The organism is Chloracidobacterium sp. (assembly GCA_025057975.1).
Classification (GTDB): domain Bacteria; phylum Acidobacteriota; class Blastocatellia; order Chloracidobacteriales; family Chloracidobacteriaceae; genus Chloracidobacterium.
In genome coordinates this window covers 157503-173717 of sequence record JANWUV010000007.1, presented here as the reverse complement: position 1 = coordinate 173717, position 16215 = coordinate 157503, and the positions used below count along the sequence as shown (strand labels likewise).

Annotated in this window: 13 protein-coding genes; 7 read left to right on the top strand and 6 right to left on the bottom strand. The window is 61.8% G+C overall.

The features are described 5' to 3' along the window. Nucleotides 1-89 precede the first annotated feature (89 nt). Entirely contained in the window at nt 90-485 is a 396-nt protein-coding gene (locus NZ585_08075; GenBank protein ID MCS7079994.1) for a phosphomannose isomerase type II C-terminal cupin domain, read from the top strand. On the opposite strand, the gene NZ585_08070 is transcribed toward NZ585_08075, so the two are convergent. Next, complete coding sequence (locus tag NZ585_08070; protein ID MCS7079993.1) at nt 455-1945, bottom strand: nicotinate phosphoribosyltransferase; 1491 nt, start codon at nt 1943-1945, stop codon at nt 455-457. The genes NZ585_08075 and NZ585_08070 overlap by 31 nt on opposite strands. Before the next feature lie 109 nt (nt 1946-2054). Between NZ585_08070 and NZ585_08065 the strand changes: the two genes are divergently transcribed. The 6 genes from NZ585_08065 (at nt 2055) to NZ585_08040 (ending at nt 9555) form a co-directional block, all read left to right on the top strand. Then, nucleotides 2055-2549, top strand: coding sequence for a DUF427 domain-containing protein (locus tag NZ585_08065; protein MCS7079992.1), 495 nt, complete (start codon nt 2055-2057; stop codon nt 2547-2549). A 19-nt stretch (nt 2550-2568) separates the two neighbouring features. Continuing rightward, nucleotides 2569-3411 carry a flagellar biosynthetic protein FliR gene (gene fliR, locus NZ585_08060; protein ID MCS7079991.1) on the top strand — a complete coding sequence of 281 codons (843 nt, stop codon included), beginning with the start codon at nt 2569-2571 and terminating at the stop codon, nt 3409-3411. Between the two features lie 133 nt (nt 3412-3544). After that, the gene (locus tag NZ585_08055) at nt 3545-5932 is read left to right on the top strand and encodes a response regulator (GenBank protein MCS7079990.1); all 2388 of its coding nucleotides are present in this window, start codon (nt 3545-3547) and stop codon (nt 5930-5932) included. Beyond that, a complete protein-coding gene (locus NZ585_08050; GenBank protein ID MCS7079989.1) occupies nt 5929-6564 on the top strand; it encodes a sulfoxide reductase heme-binding subunit YedZ in 636 nt (211 codons plus the stop codon). The genes NZ585_08055 and NZ585_08050 overlap by 4 nt, the downstream gene beginning before the upstream one ends. 92 nt (nt 6565-6656) lie before the next feature. Further along, entirely contained in the window at nt 6657-7364 is a 708-nt protein-coding gene (locus NZ585_08045) for a phosphoribosylanthranilate isomerase (GenBank protein MCS7079988.1), read from the top strand. Between the two features lie 28 nt (nt 7365-7392). Next, nucleotides 7393-9555, top strand: coding sequence for a hypothetical protein (locus NZ585_08040; GenBank protein MCS7079987.1), 2163 nt, complete (start codon nt 7393-7395; stop codon nt 9553-9555). Between the two features lie 323 nt (nt 9556-9878). On the opposite strand, the gene NZ585_08035 is transcribed toward NZ585_08040, so the two are convergent. The 5 genes from NZ585_08035 to NZ585_08015 form a co-directional block, all read right to left on the bottom strand. Further along, nucleotides 9879-13004: a glycosyl hydrolase gene (locus tag NZ585_08035; protein ID MCS7079986.1), complete on the bottom strand. Its 3126-nt coding sequence runs from the start codon at nt 13002-13004 to the stop codon at nt 9879-9881. Nucleotides 13005-13124: 120 nt separating this feature from the next. After that, nucleotides 13125-13889, bottom strand: coding sequence for a hypothetical protein (locus NZ585_08030; GenBank protein MCS7079985.1), 765 nt, complete (start codon nt 13887-13889; stop codon nt 13125-13127). A 119-nt stretch (nt 13890-14008) separates the two neighbouring features. Continuing rightward, a complete protein-coding gene (locus tag NZ585_08025) occupies nt 14009-14422 on the bottom strand; it encodes a VOC family protein (GenBank protein MCS7079984.1) in 414 nt (137 codons plus the stop codon). Continuing rightward, nucleotides 14419-15408, bottom strand: coding sequence for a COX15/CtaA family protein (locus NZ585_08020; GenBank protein MCS7079983.1), 990 nt, complete (start codon nt 15406-15408; stop codon nt 14419-14421). The genes NZ585_08025 and NZ585_08020 overlap by 4 nt, the downstream gene beginning before the upstream one ends. 7 nt (nt 15409-15415) lie before the next feature. Next, a complete protein-coding gene (locus NZ585_08015; protein ID MCS7079982.1) occupies nt 15416-16213 on the bottom strand; it encodes a site-specific integrase in 798 nt (265 codons plus the stop codon). Nucleotides 16214-16215: the final 2 nt, after the last annotated feature.

Sequence of the window (16215 nt, the reverse complement as noted above, 5' to 3'; positions counted from 1 at the left end):
CGTTCACTCCGCGCGGCCTAGGTCGTCCGCCGGAGCGGTTGCAATCGCGATGCGTGTCGGGCATCATCCCGCCGCCGACAAGCCCACCTATGAACACAGTGACGGCAAACCTCGACAGCACGGAGCAGCGGTCGGCGCTGGAACGTGAAACGCGCCCATGGGGGCAGTACGCCGTTCTCGACGCCGGGCCGGGATACAAGGTCAAGCGCATCGAAGTGCTGCCCGGTAAGCGCATGAGTTACCAGAAACACGCGCGGCGGCACGAACACTGGATGGTCGTCCAAGGCTGCGCTCAGGTCACGCTTGACGGCGACGAGCGGTTGGTTCGCGTAGGTGAAGCCGTTGACGTACCCATCGGCGCGGCGCATCGCATCGCCAACCCCGGCGCGGAACTGCTGGTGCTGATTGAAATCCAGCGCGGCGATTACCTCGGCGAAGACGACATCATACGTCTTCAGGACGACTTCGGGCGCGTGACGGGCTGACCACCGTTGCGCGCCTGTAGGATGAGCCGCATCTTGAGGTCGTACAGCGATTGCTCCAACCCCGTTGGGTAAATGTGTGGATTGACGAACCGCTTCAGTCCTGGCGACAGCCGTGCCACAGCCGATTGCGCCCGCCGGCGGACGGTTTCCAAATCCGGTGGGTCATACACGCACGCGCCGCCCCGAAACACCGGCACAAGCAGGTCTTCATAGGCGGCTTCAGCCGGAATCCGCTTGCGCCGCGTTGGATCAAGTGGGTCAATGATGACGCATGGTTCGGTGACGCCCAGCCGAACGTCGTAAATCGCGTCGGCAAGCAGTTCGCCGTCCACGCTAAAGCGTCGTACCTGGTGGATGCCCGGCGTCGAAATTTTGACGGCCTGTTCCGAGAGTTTGAGACAGTAGCGCCAGTCGTCGGCGTCGCGGTCGCGCAGCGCCGTCAACTTGTACACGCCGCCCAGCGTTGGTTGGTCATACCCGGTGACAAGCTTTGTCCCGACGCCCCACACATTGATGCATGCCCCCTGCTGCTTGAGGCTGTTGATGATGGTTTCGTCAAGGTCGTTGCTGGCGACGATGACGGCGTCGGGAAAGCCAGCGGCGTCCAACAGCTTACGCGCTTCAATGCTCAGGTACGCCAGATCGCCCGAATCAAGCCGGATGCCAACCATTTCATGGCCCTGCTCACGCAGCCACCGCCCGACCTCAATCGCATGCCGGACGCCTTCCAGCGTATCGTAGGTGTCCACGAGAAAGATGCAGTTGTTGGGCATGACCTCGGCGTACGTTCGAAACGCCTCGCGTTCATCGTCAAACGACATGACCCAGCTATGGGCATGCGTCCCACGGACGGGGATGCCGTACACCTTCCCCGCCAAGACGTTGGAGGTCGCCGCGCAGCCGCCGACATAGGCAGCGCGGCTGGCCGAGAGTCCGCCGTCCGGCCCCTGCGCTCGTCGCAACCCGAACTCAATGACCGGCTCGCCCTGCGCTGCGATGCAAATCCGCGCAGCCTTGGTGGCGATGAGCGTCTGAAAGTTGATGATATTGAGGATAATCGTTTCCAACAGTTGGGCCTGCATCAATGGCCCTGTCACGCGAACCAGCGGCTCGAACGGGAAAACCACCGTTCCTTCCGGTACGGCGTCAATGTCGCAGGCCAACCGAAAGCCGCGCAGCGTCTCAAGAAACGCCGTCTCAAATAGCGGCCGCCCATCACGTCCTTCCAGCGTCGCCAGATACGCTAGGTCACTTTCCTCGAAAGTCGCCTGCGTCAAGGTCTCAATCAGCGTGTGCAGTCCGCACGCCACTGTAAAGCCCCCGTCAAAGGGATGGCGGCGAAAGAACATCTGGAAGACGGCTTCCTTTTCACCACGCCCGGACTTCCAGTAAGCTTGCGCCATCGTGAGCTGGTATAAATCCGTCAGCAGCAGCGACGAGGTCGGCCATATCGTCGGCATCGGGTTGCGCTCCATAACTTCGGTGAAAGTTGTTCAACGGGGCCGGCAGGGGACGTAACTGTTTCGCGTCGGCGTCATTTTCGCAAGCCATTCTTTCCACATTACGTTTATGCGCCCCGAACCTCTTCAGCCTCAACCGGGACAGGAATCCGTGTGGGACTATCCGCGCCCGCCGCGCCTAGAGCGTACTGCGAAGCGGCTGCGTGTCGTCTTTGCCGGGACGACCATCGCTGACACAACGCGCGGGTGGCGGGTGCTTGAAACCAGCCATCCGCCGACGTACTACTTTCCACCTGACGACATTCTCCCGGATGTGCTCATCGCCAGCCAGCGCACATCGTACTGCGAATGGAAGGGCGCGGCGCAGTACTACGCCGTCCGCGTCGGCCAGCGGGTAGCGCCAGACGCCGCTTGGAGCTATCCGCAACCAACGGCAGCGTTTGCGCCTATCGCTGGTTACGTTGCCTTCTACGCCGGGCTAATGGACGCCTGCTATGTGGACGACGAGCAGGTGATCCCACAGCCGGGTGGGTTCTACGGCGGGTGGATCACGAGTGACATTGTGGGGCCGTTCAAAGGCGTCCCCGGTTCGTGGGGTTGGTAGAGCGCCCCGTTTTCGCGCCATGAATGACCCCATCGGCTTCATTGACGCCCTGCTGCGGTTGCTCGACGTACAGATTTCCGTCGCGGCGCTGCTGGTGCTGGGCGGGTTGGTCTTTGCGCGCATGCTGGCGTTTGTGACGGTTGTGCCGTTTTTCGGTGGGCGGAGCGTTCCGAATCAGGTCAAGGTGGCGGAAGCGGTGGCCTTCGTCCTCATCATTGCGCCGGGTCTGAGCGCGAGCGTGCCGGAACTTGCTGTTCGGGGTGGCGCGTTTGGTTTCGCCATTCTGGTCGTCAAAGAGGTCGCCGTCGGCTTCACACTGGGGTTTGTGGCTTCGCTTGTGTTTGAGGCGATTCAAGTCGCCGGGCGCATTATTGACGCCCAACGTGGCGCGATGATGGGTGAGATGCTCAATCCCATGCTTCAGGAACAAGTCTCTGAGTTGGGACAGTTCAAGCTTCAAGTCGCCGTCGTGATTTTTCTCGCGCTGGGCGCGCACCGTTTTGTCATCGAAGCCCTCTTTCGCAGCTTCGAACTCATTCCCGTTACCGACTTTCCCAAGCTCGGCGTCGGTCTCTCGCCGGGGCTGACCAGCGTGATGCTGCTGACGGGTGAAATCTTCACGCTGGGCGTACGTCTGGCGGCACCGGCGATGGCGGCGTTGTTGCTGACGGATGTGTTCTTTGGGTTGGTCAATCGCGTTGCGCCCCAGCTCAATGTGTTTTTCCTCAGCATGCCAGTCAAGATGGCGCTGGGGATTTTCATCGTGATGCTGGCGCTGCCGGTGTACGCCGAGCAGTACCAAGCGGCCTTCAAAGAGGCGCTTCAGGCGTTTGAGGTATTGATGCGTCAACTGGCCCCGTAGTTATGGGGGCTGTTTTGTGGCGCAGACGCTCTGATATAGTGTGGCAATTTCCTCTCCTAGGACCTCCGCACAACGCAACCATACTTCCTAGAATCCAATGCTTCGGACATTATGAGGAAGAATCACCCGCCCAATGTCAACCAACCCTTCTTGGACGCCTGACACGGCGGCGCTCAAACGCGACCTGTCGTTTGTGCGACGGTTGCGTTGGCTATACATTGCGGCGCTTGCCACACTGGCGGCGCTGACCATCGGCGGGCAAATCGCCGTGCAGGATTTTATTGCCGAACAGCGTGACGACGCGCGGAGCATCAACGTCGCTGGCCGACAGCGCATGCGAAGCCAGCGCCTTACGAAGTGTTTGTTAGCTTGGCGACTGGCTGAGACGCCAGCGGAACGCCAAGCCTACGTGGACGAACTGCGCGAAATCCTCGCGCAATGGAAAACAGCGCATCGTGCCCTGCAGGAAGGGGACCCTGAAACCGGCGTCTCGGCTTGTCGCACGCCAGCGGCGCAAAAGGCGATGGCGGCGACGCTGCCGCACTTCAACGCGATGGTCGCTGCGTTGGAGCAGGCGTTGGCGGCGACCGACGCGACCGGTGCGCCGCGTCCGCCTTCCGCCGACCAGATTCAAACCGTGTTGGAGCGCCAAAAGCTGTTTCTGGCCGCAATGGAGCAGGTGGTGGATACGTTGGAGGCGGAGTCCAACCAGCGCCGGCTGCGGCTTCAGACGTTTGGTTGGGTGTGGCTGGTGGTTGTCCTGAGCATCTTCAGTTTGGAAAGCGGCTTGATTGTCCGGCGGGCGCTTTCTAAAACCGTCGCCGTCATTCGGGAAATTTCACTGGCGCGTGACCGCCTTGCGGGGTTGAACCGGCGACTGGAACGCGCCCGCGACGAGGCGCAGGCTGCCGTTCGCGCTAAGTCAGCGTTTCTCGCCAACATGAGCCATGAGATTCGGACGCCGATGAACGGCGTCATTGGGATGGCCGACTTACTGGCTGCGACGCCGCTTTCCAAAGAACAGAGCGAGTACGTTGAGACCATTCGCGCCAGCGCCCAGAGCTTGCTGGTCATCATCAACGACATTCTCGATTTTTCAAAGATTGAGGCCGGCGCGCTCCAGATTGAACGATTGCCCTTTGATTTGCGTGAATGTGTCGAGAGCGCGCTCGACCTGATCGCCGAAGCGGCCGGACGGAAGCGCTTGGACGTGGCATACCTGATTGAGGACAACGTTCCGCCGACCATCGTCAGCGACCCAACCCGCCTGCGGCAGATTTTGCTGAACTTGCTAAGCAATGCAGTGAAGTTCACGCAGCGGGGTGAAATTGTTGTGACGGTCTGCGCCGAGCCACTCGACGAGCCGGTGCCGGTCGGAGAAGAGCGCCGCCGGTATGAGTTGCGGTTTGACGTACGGGACACTGGGATCGGCATCCCGCCGGAAGCCCGCGAGCGTGTGTTTCGGGACTTTGAGCAGGCGACCGACACCACGGCCCGCGTGTACGGCGGTACCGGCCTTGGGTTGGCGATTTCCAAGCGGCTGGTTGAAATGCTTGGCGGCGAAATCTGGTTCGACAGCGAAGTAGGCGTGGGGACAACCTTTCACTTCACCATCCAGTGCGAAGCCTCACCGAGCCAGCCTCGCTTGTATGTGCGCGGCTCATTGCCCGGATTGGAAGGGAAGGTTGTGTTGGTTGTGGACGACAATGCGACGAATCGGCGTGTGTTGGAGGCCCAACTCCGCGCCTGGCAGGTGACGCCAATCTTGGCCGCAACAGCGGAGGAGGGGCTGCGCTGTTTGCGAGCTGAAACCAAGGTGGATGTTTTGATTCTCGACATCCATTTGCCGGACATGGACGGTTTGGCGTTGGCGCGGGAGATTCGCCGGCAGCCGGCGCACGCCAAGACGCCGATTCTGTTTTTCGGCTCCGTCACGGAGGAAGCCGTTCGGTCCGCTGTGGCGGCGTTGCCTCCGGCGCAGTTGCTCTCCAAACCGCTCAAGCCGACAAGCTTCCGGCGCAGCTTGGAAGAGCTTTTCGCCGTCCGCTCTGAGTCGGTTCAGGCGACGGCGAAGCCGCAGTTTGACGCCGAGCTTGGGCGGCGACACCCGTTGCGGGTGCTCATCGCCGAAGACAACGCCGTAAACCGCAAGCTGGCCGCCCGCATGCTGGAAAAACTCGGCTATCAGGCCGAGCTGGCTTCCGACGGCGTGGAAGCGGTGGAAGCGATTCTTGGCGCAGTCGCCTGCGACAAGCCCTACGACTTGGTGTTTATGGACATTCACATGCCGGAGAAGGATGGACTGGAGGCGATTCGGGATGTTCATCAGGCGCTGCCGCCGTCCAAACGCCCCCGGTTTGTGGCGTTGACGGCGGCGGCGATGCCCGAAGAGCGGCAGGCGGCGTTTGCGGCCGGCGTGGACGATTACCTGTGCAAACCATTCACGGTCGTTGACCTCGTGAAAGTGATCGAGGCGACGCGGCCTCTCGCCCAACGTGAACGGGAAAAACAATCGGTATGACCATGACCTCGGCGAACGGCGCGCTCACGCCGGTTTTTCTGCAACGGCTGATTCTGATCAACGGGCTGCTGCCGCTGGCGTTGTGCAGTTGGGATGGCGCGGCGGGTCGCTTGGGCGCGAATCCATTGGAGTTTATTCTGCGGCTGACCGGCATGCTGTCGCTGGTGTTCCTGACGCTCACGTTGATGGTCACGCCTATCGTGATGTGGTTTGGGCCGGCATGGCTTATCCGGTTGCGCCGAACGCTGGGGCTGTTCGCCTTCTTTTACGCGGCGCTGCACCTAGTTTGTTATCTCTGGTTTGACAAGATGTTTGACCTTGCAGCCGTCAGTGTGGATGTGCTGCAGCGACCGTTTATTTTTTTCGGCATGCTGAGCTTTGTCGTCATGGTTCCGCTTGCCGTTACGTCAACCAACCGGATGATCAAACGCTTGGGCGCGCGGCGCTGGAAACGGCTGCATCGTTTGACCTACATTGCCGCCGTCGCCGGGGTAGCGCACTTTTACCTGTTTGTCAAAGCCGACACGACTCTACCGGTGGCGTTTGCCGCCGTTGTTGGGTGGCTTCTGGCGTCCCGTTGGTTGCAAGCGCAGCAAGTGACGACGTTGGGCCTCCATAACGAGCGTTCGTGAGAATACCGGCTGTGAAAACACCTGAGCGGGAAGCGACTAAGCCCTGCGCACGCAGACCACCTTCCCGCTTGTTCCCAAAATTAGGCTGCGCGATGCGTGTGAAAGATGGGCAGCCGCCTTGGACGCCGCAAATCAAAATCTGCGGCGTAACGAATATCGCCGATGCGGAAGCGGCCGCAGCGGCTGGCGCCGACCTGCTGGGAATCATTTTCGCGCCGACCAGTCCACGGTGTGTCACGGTGGAAACAGGGCGGGAGATTGTCGCCGCCGTTCGTGGGCGATGTCTGACGGTCGCCGTCTTTCAGGACGCCTCGGTGGAAACCGTCAATGCCGTAGCGACGGCGCTTGGTTGCGATTTAGTTCAGCTCCATGGCCGCGAAACGCCGGTTATGGCTGCGCGGTTGATGCGGCCGGTGATTCGCGCCGTGACGGTAACGGCGGAAACCGACGAGGCGGAGGTGACGGCTTGGGCGACGGCGGACAATGTCGCACATTTACTCTTTGACCGGCCAAAAGACGGGAAAGATGGGTGCTGGGCGGCAAGCCTAGAGCGGCTATGGGCAGCGGCGCAGGCGACGCCGGCGGGCCGGAGAAGTTTTCTCGCAGGCGGACTGTCGTCCGATAACGTTGGGGAGGTGGTGCGCCGCTGGCAGCCGTTCGGGGTAGATGTAGCGTCCGGGGTCGAAACAGCGCCGGGCTGGAAGGATACGGAGAAGATGCGGGCGTTTTGTCGGGCTGTTCGTGCGTCCGGGCCCGGCGGTGCAGCCGTCTGTCCCACGCGGCATACTCTGAGAAAGTAACGATAGGGTTCAACCGAGGGAACGGTTTATGAAGGCGCTGGTCAAACGATATCGGTGGCGGCCGGGCGTTTTCATGTGGCTCGCAGCGACGTTCGGCTTCATGACCGTTAACGCCTTAGCGCAGGCGGGAGCGCTTGATGTCACCTTCAATCCGGGCGGAGGCGTCAGCGGCGCAGTGTACGCCATCGCCGTCCAGCCCGACGGTAAGGTCGTGATTGGCGGCGAGTTCAGCGCCGTCAACGGCCTTCCACGCAACAATGTCGCCCGCCTCAACCCTGATGGCTCGCTTGATGTCGCGTTCGATCCCGGTAGCGGCGTTAATGGCCGCGTCGAGGCGCTGCTAATACAACCGGATGGCAGAGTGGTCATCGGCGGCGCATTCTCCAGCGTCAACGGCGTCCCGCGCCGCAGCCTCGCCCGTCTCAACGCGGACGGCTCGGTGGATTCATCGTTCACCACGGGGACGGACGCCGCTGGCGTCGTCTATGCGTTGGCGCGACAGGGGGACGGCAAGCTTCTCATTGCAGGCGATTTTACAAACTTGGCTAATGTCCGCCGCGAGCGCCTCGCCCGCCTCAACGCCGATGGTTCGGTGGATACCGATTTTAATCCCAACGCCGCCGCCAACGGCCCGATCTTTGCCCTAGCCATCCAGCCTAACGGACGCATTCTGCTGGGCGGCGCGTTTACGCAGGTGAACGGCATTCCGCGTAGCCGACTGGCGCGCTTGACGGCTGACGGCGCACTTGATCTGACCTTTTCACAAAACAGTGAGACGGACGGTGTGGTGAATGCGCTCGGCGTCCAACCTGACGGTCGCATTCTCATCAGCGGTGATTTTCGTTTCGTCAACGGCGTGGCGCGCGGTGGAATTGCCCGCTTGGAGCCGGGCGGAGCATTAGACACAACCTTTGGAGCATTTGGCGGCGTCGCCGGCGGACTACTGCCCGTGGTCTACGCGCTCGTTATTCAGCCGAATGGCCGCATCCTTGTCGCCGGCGACTTCACAACGGTCAATGGAACAGCTCGCAACCGGATCGCCCGGCTCAATCCGACGGATGGTTCGCTCGATACCGGCTTTGACCCCGGAAGCGGTGCCAGCAGCGCCGTCTATGCGCTGGCGCTTCAGGCGGACGGCAAGATTCTGCTGGGCGGCGCGTTTGCTTCGTTCAACGGAACGCCGCGCGCCGGCGTAGCGCGTCTGCTGGGGGACGATCCCGGTTGCGCCTCGGCCGTCGCGCCGACGACGGCGAATTTCTCCGCACTGGGCGGCGATGGCATCGTGACGGTGACGGCGGCCGGCGACTGTACGTGGCGGGCCGTCAGCAATGTCCCGTGGATCACGATTACGGGCGGTGCTTCCGGCGGCGGCAATGGGACGGTGACATATCGCGTGGCGGCGCATCGCGGACGACAGCGGACTGGAATGATCACCGTCGCCGGCCGTGCTGTCACGATTACGCAGGCCGTCTCGGCTTTTGAAAGTGTAGGGCTGTTTCGGCGGTCGGATGGCTTTTTCTACCTACGCAACAGTTTGACAAGCGGCGTCGCGGATACGGCGTTTTTCTTTGGTTTGGGCAATGATATCCCGCTTTCGGGTGACTGGGACGGCGACGGAACGACGACCATCGGCGTTTTTCGTGTGACAGGTGAGACGGCGACGTTTTTCCTCAAGAACAGCAACAGCCCCGGCTTCGCCGATGTGTCGTTTCCGTTCGGCGCGCCCGGCGACATCCCCATCGCCGGCGACTGGAACGGCGACGGCCGCGATACGGTCGGCGTCTTTCGGAACGGCGTCTTTTTCCTCCGCAACACGAACAGCGCCGGTGCGCCGGATGTGGTCGTCAACTTCGGTTTGGGGACGGATGTCCCGGTCGTCGGTGACTGGGACGGCAATGGGACAACGACCGTCGGGTGCTACCGCCGCGCCAACGGCTTTTTCTACTACCGGAACGATTTGCTGTCGGGCGTTGCCGAGGCGTCGTTCTTTTACGGACTGGCGGACGACATTCCCTTTGCCGGCGACTGGAACGGCGACGGCCGCGACGGCATCGGCGTGGTTCGGCTGACGGAGGGCAGTTGGCGGTTTTTTCTGAAAAATGAGCTAAGCGCCGGTTTCGCCGATGTGTCGTTCAACTACGGCAATGCGGGCGACCTACCGGTGGTAGGGAACTGGAACGGTCGCCCGTAGCGCGCTGCGGCGTGCAGTTCAGAAGGGACTTTGCGGAGAAGCGCATTTTGACGGCGGAACGGCGGCGGTCCCGCGCAGCGGAAAAGTCGGTGTCCCTTCCGCCCTTTCTGGCGAGGGAGCGATGTGTCGCCTGCGCTTGCAGCCGGGAGGCTAGCGGGCCTACAGCGCTCGCCCTGACGCCGCCGGTACGGCGCGATGTCTCTTCGGAAACTCCCCTGGCGACGCTTGGAGAGCCTCCGCGCGCCGTCCGGCGTGGTCGGCTGCGGACGCTCCCCATAGGCTTCTGTGGAAGGTCTTAACGCCAACGACTTACGGTTTCTTGACTACCGCTTGTCGTAGGCTTCGCGCGTCAAAGGCTCAATCGGCGCAAGGTTACGCTTCTTCAGTTCGGCGTTAACGGCCGCCAACTCGCCGTCCACTAGCGCCTTGTGCTGCGCTTCCGCCTGCTCGACCGCTCGCCGGTACGGCTCAACCAACGCCAGCTGCGATGCCGACGGCCGCCCGCCGTAGTAGCTAATCTTGCCGTAGAGGTCGGCTAGTTTTTCCCGCAGCTGCTCCTCGCCGGTAATGCCGCCCTCGCGGGTCGCCACCAGCGACGCCCGTAGGGCCTGACAGCGGTCGGCAAACGCCGTCAGTTGTTTGGCCAAAGTGTCATCGGTCGGCAGCCCCTTGGCGCGCGCCTGCGCCGTATCACGCGCATCGGTCAGCGCCGCGTCCACGTAGGCCAGCCGCTCCAGCAGAGCGTACAGCTCAAGCTGCGTCTGCTGCTTCAACCGGCGATCGGCTGGACGATGCGGCGAAGTCGGGTCGGCGATCAGTGTGATGGTACCGGTGTACACTTGTTTGTCCTTGATGAGCTTGACGGTGTACGTGCCTTCGAGTACCGACGGTCCCGGCAGCGGGAACGGCGCAGCCTCCGAACGCGGGACGCGCGGCGGCTTGAGGCGCGTTGGCCATTCAACACGATTAATGCCCTTGCGCTTGCCGCCCGGCAGCGTCGTCACCAGTTCGCCGGCTAGGTTGTAAATCTCCACTCGAAAGTCACCGACCACATGCCGCTCCTTCAGGTAGTAGGCGATAATTGCCGCGTCCGGCAGCGGCGTCCCGCGAAACTCATCGTCGCCCGAAAAGCGCTGGCTGATGACTGGCGTCTGTAAAACCGACGGGCGCGTTTCTAGAAAAGCGACATCCTGGGCCAAAACTTCCGGCGTGAGCCGTCGCAGTGGCGTCAGGTCGTCCACGATGTACACGCCGCGCCCGTGCGTCGCCAAAATCACGTCGCCCTCGCGTGGATGAACGAACAAGTCATAAACCGGCAGGTTGTTCGGCAAGCCGCCGGTAAACTTCACCCACCGCTCACCTCGGTCAAGCGAGACAAAAAAGCCAAACTCCGTCCCCAGAAAGAGCAAGTTGCGCATGACCGTATCCTCGCGGACGACATGCGCAAAGCCGGTCGCGTCGCCGTCGGTGATGCGCCGCCACGTTTGGCCGAAATCGTCCGTACGGTAAACGTACGTCGCCATATCGCCTGTCCGGTGGCCGTCAAAGGTGGCGTAGGCTGTTCCGATGGCAAACCGCGACGCCTCCACGCAACTGCACCACGTATTAGGCGGCAGTCCCGGAATGTTGCGTACGACGTTCGTCCATGTCCTGCCGCCGTCGCGGGTCACTTGCAGGTTGCCGTCGTCCGTACCCACCCAGATGACTTTCTCATCCAGCGGCGACTCGCTAATGGTGAAAATTGTGCAGTGGTTCTCAGCCGTGGTGTTGTCCACGGTCAGCCCGCCGGATTCCTCCTGCTTCTGTTTGGTGGGATCGTTGGTCGTCAGGTCGGGCGAAATGCGCGTCCACGATTCGCCCTTGTCGCGCGACAGAAACAGATACTGTGCGCCGAAGTAGAGGTTCGCCGGATTTTTGCGTCCGACGGCGATGGGTGAGTTCCAGTTGAACCGCAGCTTCTCGCCGGGCGGCTCCGGCGGCGCAATGAACTTCGTTTCGCCTGTCCGCCGATGCCAACGGGCGAGATTCCCACCCTGGGATTCGAGGTATACAAGGTTGTCGTCGGTCGGATCGGGGACAGCCCAGAACCCGTCGCCGAAGCCGATGTTTTGCCAGTCGGCGTTGGTGATGCCGCCCGGCTTGTGCGACGGAGCCATCCAGGTCCCGTTGTCCTGCAACCCGCCATAGACGTTGTAGGGACGCGCGTTGTCGGCTGCGACGTGGTAAAACTGCGACACCGGCAGGGAACGCAGCAGGCGGAATGTCCGACCGCCGTTTTTGGATTCATACACGCCGCCGTCCGTGCCGAGCAGCAAGTGATCGCTGTTGTTGGGGTTGATCCAGAGCGCGTGGTGGTCGCTGTGCGTCCCGCCGGCGATGACTTCAAACGTCTTGCCGCCGTCTTCGCTGCGCGCCAGCGTTGTTGCAGGCTTATACACGCGCCGGTAGTGCTTGGGGTCAACCACCACCAGACTGAAGTAAAACGGGCGCGATTTGACGCTCGCGTTGACGTCGTTGACTTTCGTCCAACTCTCGCCCAAATCGTCTGAAACGTAGAGCGCCGTTTTGCGGCTTTCCACGTTGGCATAGACCGTGTTCGGGCGCGACGGCGCGACGGCGACGGCGATCCGCCCCAACTCGCCTTCCGGCAGCCCCTTCGTGAGTTTTTTCCATGTCTTGCCGCCGTCGGTGGACTTGTGCAGGCCGCTGCCGGGGCCGCCGGACGTGAACGTCCACGGCAGCCGCCGGAACTGCCACATCGCAGCGTAGAGGATGTCCGGCTCTTGTGGGTCAATGGCGACGTCGGCGCAGCCCGTATCAGCGTTGATGTAGAGGATTTTCGTCCACGTCTTGCCGCCGTCGGTCGTTTTGTACAGACCCCGCTCTTCGCCGGACGCCCAGAGCGGCCCTAACGCTGCGACATAGACCGTATCCGACTTGCGCGGATCAATGACGATGCGGGCAATGCGCTCGGTCTTTTCCAGCCCAACGCGCGTCCACGTCTCGCCGCCATCGGTCGTCTTGTAAAGCCCCGTCCCGACCGACACCGAGTTGCGCGTCCAACCTTCGCCCGTCCCAACCCAAACTGTATCCGGGCGCGTCTGGTCAATCGCAATCGCGCCGATGGATTGCGTGTGTTTGTCGAACACCGGCTTGAATGTTAGTCCACCGTCGGACGACTTCCACACGCCGCCGCTCGCCGCGCCGACATAGATGATTTTGGGATTTGTGTTGACGACATCGAGCGCCGCAATGCGGCCGCTCATGGTCGCTGGGCCGATCGCCCGCGCCGTCCAGGCGCCTAGCATAGACGAATCCAACTTCGGCGGCGCCGCCGTCTTGGTCGTTGCGGCAGGGGGAGCGGCGGGGCGCTCCTGCGCCGTTCCAAATATTAACAACAGGCAGCACCATCCAAGGGCCGCCAAAGCATGTGGCTTCCAAACGAACATAACTGTTTCTTGAGGTGATCTTCTGGAGAATTTTGGAAGGCAGTGACGAAAAGCCTGCAAAGACGTGAGCCGACGACCATCGCCGCCGGCTCACATCCAATGAATGCCGTTTTCGGGGGGCTATTCCGGCATTGAGAACATGGCGTCGTCAACCGCCACGTCGTATTCAAGACGTTCAAGGACGATTTGTATGAACGGCCGCCCGTCAATCAAGCGGTCAACTGCATGAGCCGTCATAATGCCGTTGACTTCCTTATAGTTGGAGAACACTGTCTCCATCTCGACTTCGGCGCCCTGCATTTTTTCTTTGCCCCGCGTCTTGAGGATAAGACCCGTGGCGGCGTCCACGTAGTAAGTGTCGGTTTCCCCGCGCTTGTTGGTGACTTTGACAACGTGAACAGGCGTCCCGTCAATTTCTTCGTCTTCCCCCAGCGCCAACTTGTAGCCCTTCTTTTCCGAATCAATGAAGGGGCCGTCCAGATCGGCCGACTCAATGAGGCTGTCGGCTTCCTCACCGCTCACTTTTTCAGGCTTGCTCGAGCCGGTGAAGGGGTTGATTTGCCAGACGGTCGTACCGTCGTATGCCTGTACCAATTTTGCGCCGCCCAAGTCGATTTCTTGGCGCATCTTATTGGGGCGGGCCAGCACGATGGTCAGTTTGCCTTCCGCCTGACCGCCGCCGATAACCACTTTCCCAGTGGCCTTGGATGATTTGACGCTCTTGAGCTTTTCGCCGCCCTGCGCTTTGACGATCTGCGCCACGACGGCTTCCAAAGTGGGTTTGTCGCCGGAAGGCGACCCCGCCGCTGCGCGCAGACCGGCGGATGACATCAAAACGACCAAAATCGCCGGTACAAACACCGGCCAAGACAAACGACGAAGCATGCACGAAGCTCCTTTGCAGGGATGTGAGGTAGCACTAGGCAACCTGTTTGTAGCGCAGTACGCGCCGACGCCGAGGGAAGTTTCTTACGGTGGTTTTAGTTTTTCAGTTTGCCGAGATGTTAGCGTGCAAATAAGTCGGCCGTGTTACGGAAGGCTTTGAACTCCAGATGGTTGCCTGACGGATCTTGGAAAAACATCGTCGCCTGTTCCCCCGCTTGTCCGGCGAAACGGATGTAGGGCGGTACAATGAACGTGACCTGCGCCTGCGTCAGTCGTTCAGCCAGCGCGTGAAACGCCTCCCACGACAACACGACGCCGAAGTGGGGAATGGGAATCGTCTTGCCGTCCACTGCGTTGCGTCCGGCGACGCCGAGAGGACCGGCGACGCGGTGCGCCGTAATCTGGTGACCCCAGAAATCGAAATCAATCCAGTCGTCGCTTTCGCGTCCGACGCGACAGCCAAGCAAGTCAACGTAGAAGCGCCGTGTCGCGGCCAAATCCGTCACTGGAAAAGCTAAGTGAAAGGGGGTCATACCGTGGCGTAAGTCGGCTCGGCCGATAGGGGCACGGGTTCGGTGGCGTCGGCCAGCGCCGTCGCCGCCAGCCACACGAGCGCCACCCACAGCGCATCGGCGAAAAACAGGTGAACAAGCTGCATCCAGATCGGAGCAAGCAGCCAAACGTTGATGACGCCCAGCGCGAACTGCGCGCTGACGATGGCGACGACGGCATTTGCGGCGCGGGTGGTTGTTACGGATGAGCGGAGTTTGACCGCCACCGCCACGATGACAGCGCTCGCCGCCAGCGCCGCGACGGGATGCAACCACCGCAACCGAACCGTGAAGTGTGAAAGGCTTGAAAATTCTTCCCGGATACCCTGCGCCAGCGAGCTTGCCGGAAACAGCGTATCACCCAGCGCCGCAATCGCGCCCGTCACGCCGACGACCAACGCCGAGACGAGCGCCGCCGCCAAGAGTCCTGGCTTTGTCCCTTGCCCGATGAGGCGCGGCGGACGGAAACCGCTGATCCAGTAGGCCGTCAAGGTCAGCGCGCCCAGCAGCAGAAACGTGTTGACCAGATGCACCGACATATAGACCGCACGTGCGACCGAGCGGTTTTCGGCGACCAGTTCCAGCTTGACAAGTAACGCGCCGATGAGCGCCTCAATGAGAATAAAGACTAGCGACCAGACAGCCGCCGTGCGGACAACGTGCCCGCGCGCAAACCGTCTGAACGACCAGACGACCAGCCCAATGACGCCCAGCAGCGCAAGGCCGCTCGTCGCCCGGTGCATAAACTCCACGAAGGCGGCAAACTGTCCAGTCGGTGGAACGACTTCGCCGTTGCACAACGGCCAGTGACTCCCGCAACCGTCGCCGGATTTGGACGCCCGAACATAGGCACCCCAGATGATGACAATGACATTCCAGCCGACGACGCCCCACGCAAAACGACGTAGGCGGCCGTCTGTTGTTGGAAAGTCCGTCGCCGGAGACAAGGTTTTGTTCGATGCACTCATCGGATGCTCAGCTACGTGCGGCAAGCCGCACCATTCGGGGATTGAGATCGGGACAGTCAAGCAGCGCTCCATACCGCCGAACTAGTTTGAAGACATAGCGCGGCGTCAACGCGCAACCTCCGACAGGACGGTTGGCGGCTGTCCGCTGGATGAGCGCCGCATGAGGCCCATCGCCCTTCGCTGCCCGGCGCAGCGGCAAGTCTAGCCGCAGGTAAGCGTCCAGCGTGGTTTTGGTCGGCAACGACAGGTCAACCATCCGCACTCGGCGCGTCCCGTCGCCGACTATCAGCCCCAATCCGGTTTCAGTCGCTTCCGGCAGGCGGACGACATCGCGCTGGCGCAGGCCACAGATTTCCGACACGCGCAACCCCATCTCACCCAACAGGCGCAACACTAGCGCGTCGCGCGCACCGACGAGCGTCCGCGTATCCGGTAAGGTCAGAAGCCGTTGCATCAACTGCGGGTCGGCAGCGGGAGTCAGCCTTGCGCCGCTGGTTGACGGCCCAGGCGTCATCTGCGCCGGGTTGTCGGCCGTCAGCCGCTGCGCGACGAGTTCGGCGTAAAACCGGCGCAGTGCCACAAGCCTCACGCCTACCGTCGGCGGCGCAACCCGCGCCAACAACGCCGCACGAAAGGCGCAGATGTCGTCCGGCGTAGCGTCCAGCCAGTGTTTCCCCTGCGAACGCAGCCAGTGCTCAAACTGGTCGAGCGCCGCGCGATAGACGCGGCGCGTCGTCTCCGAACGCAGCCCGGCCAGGAAAGTCCGGCGGCAAACGTCAATTGAGCCGACGGCGGCCGTCGCCATGG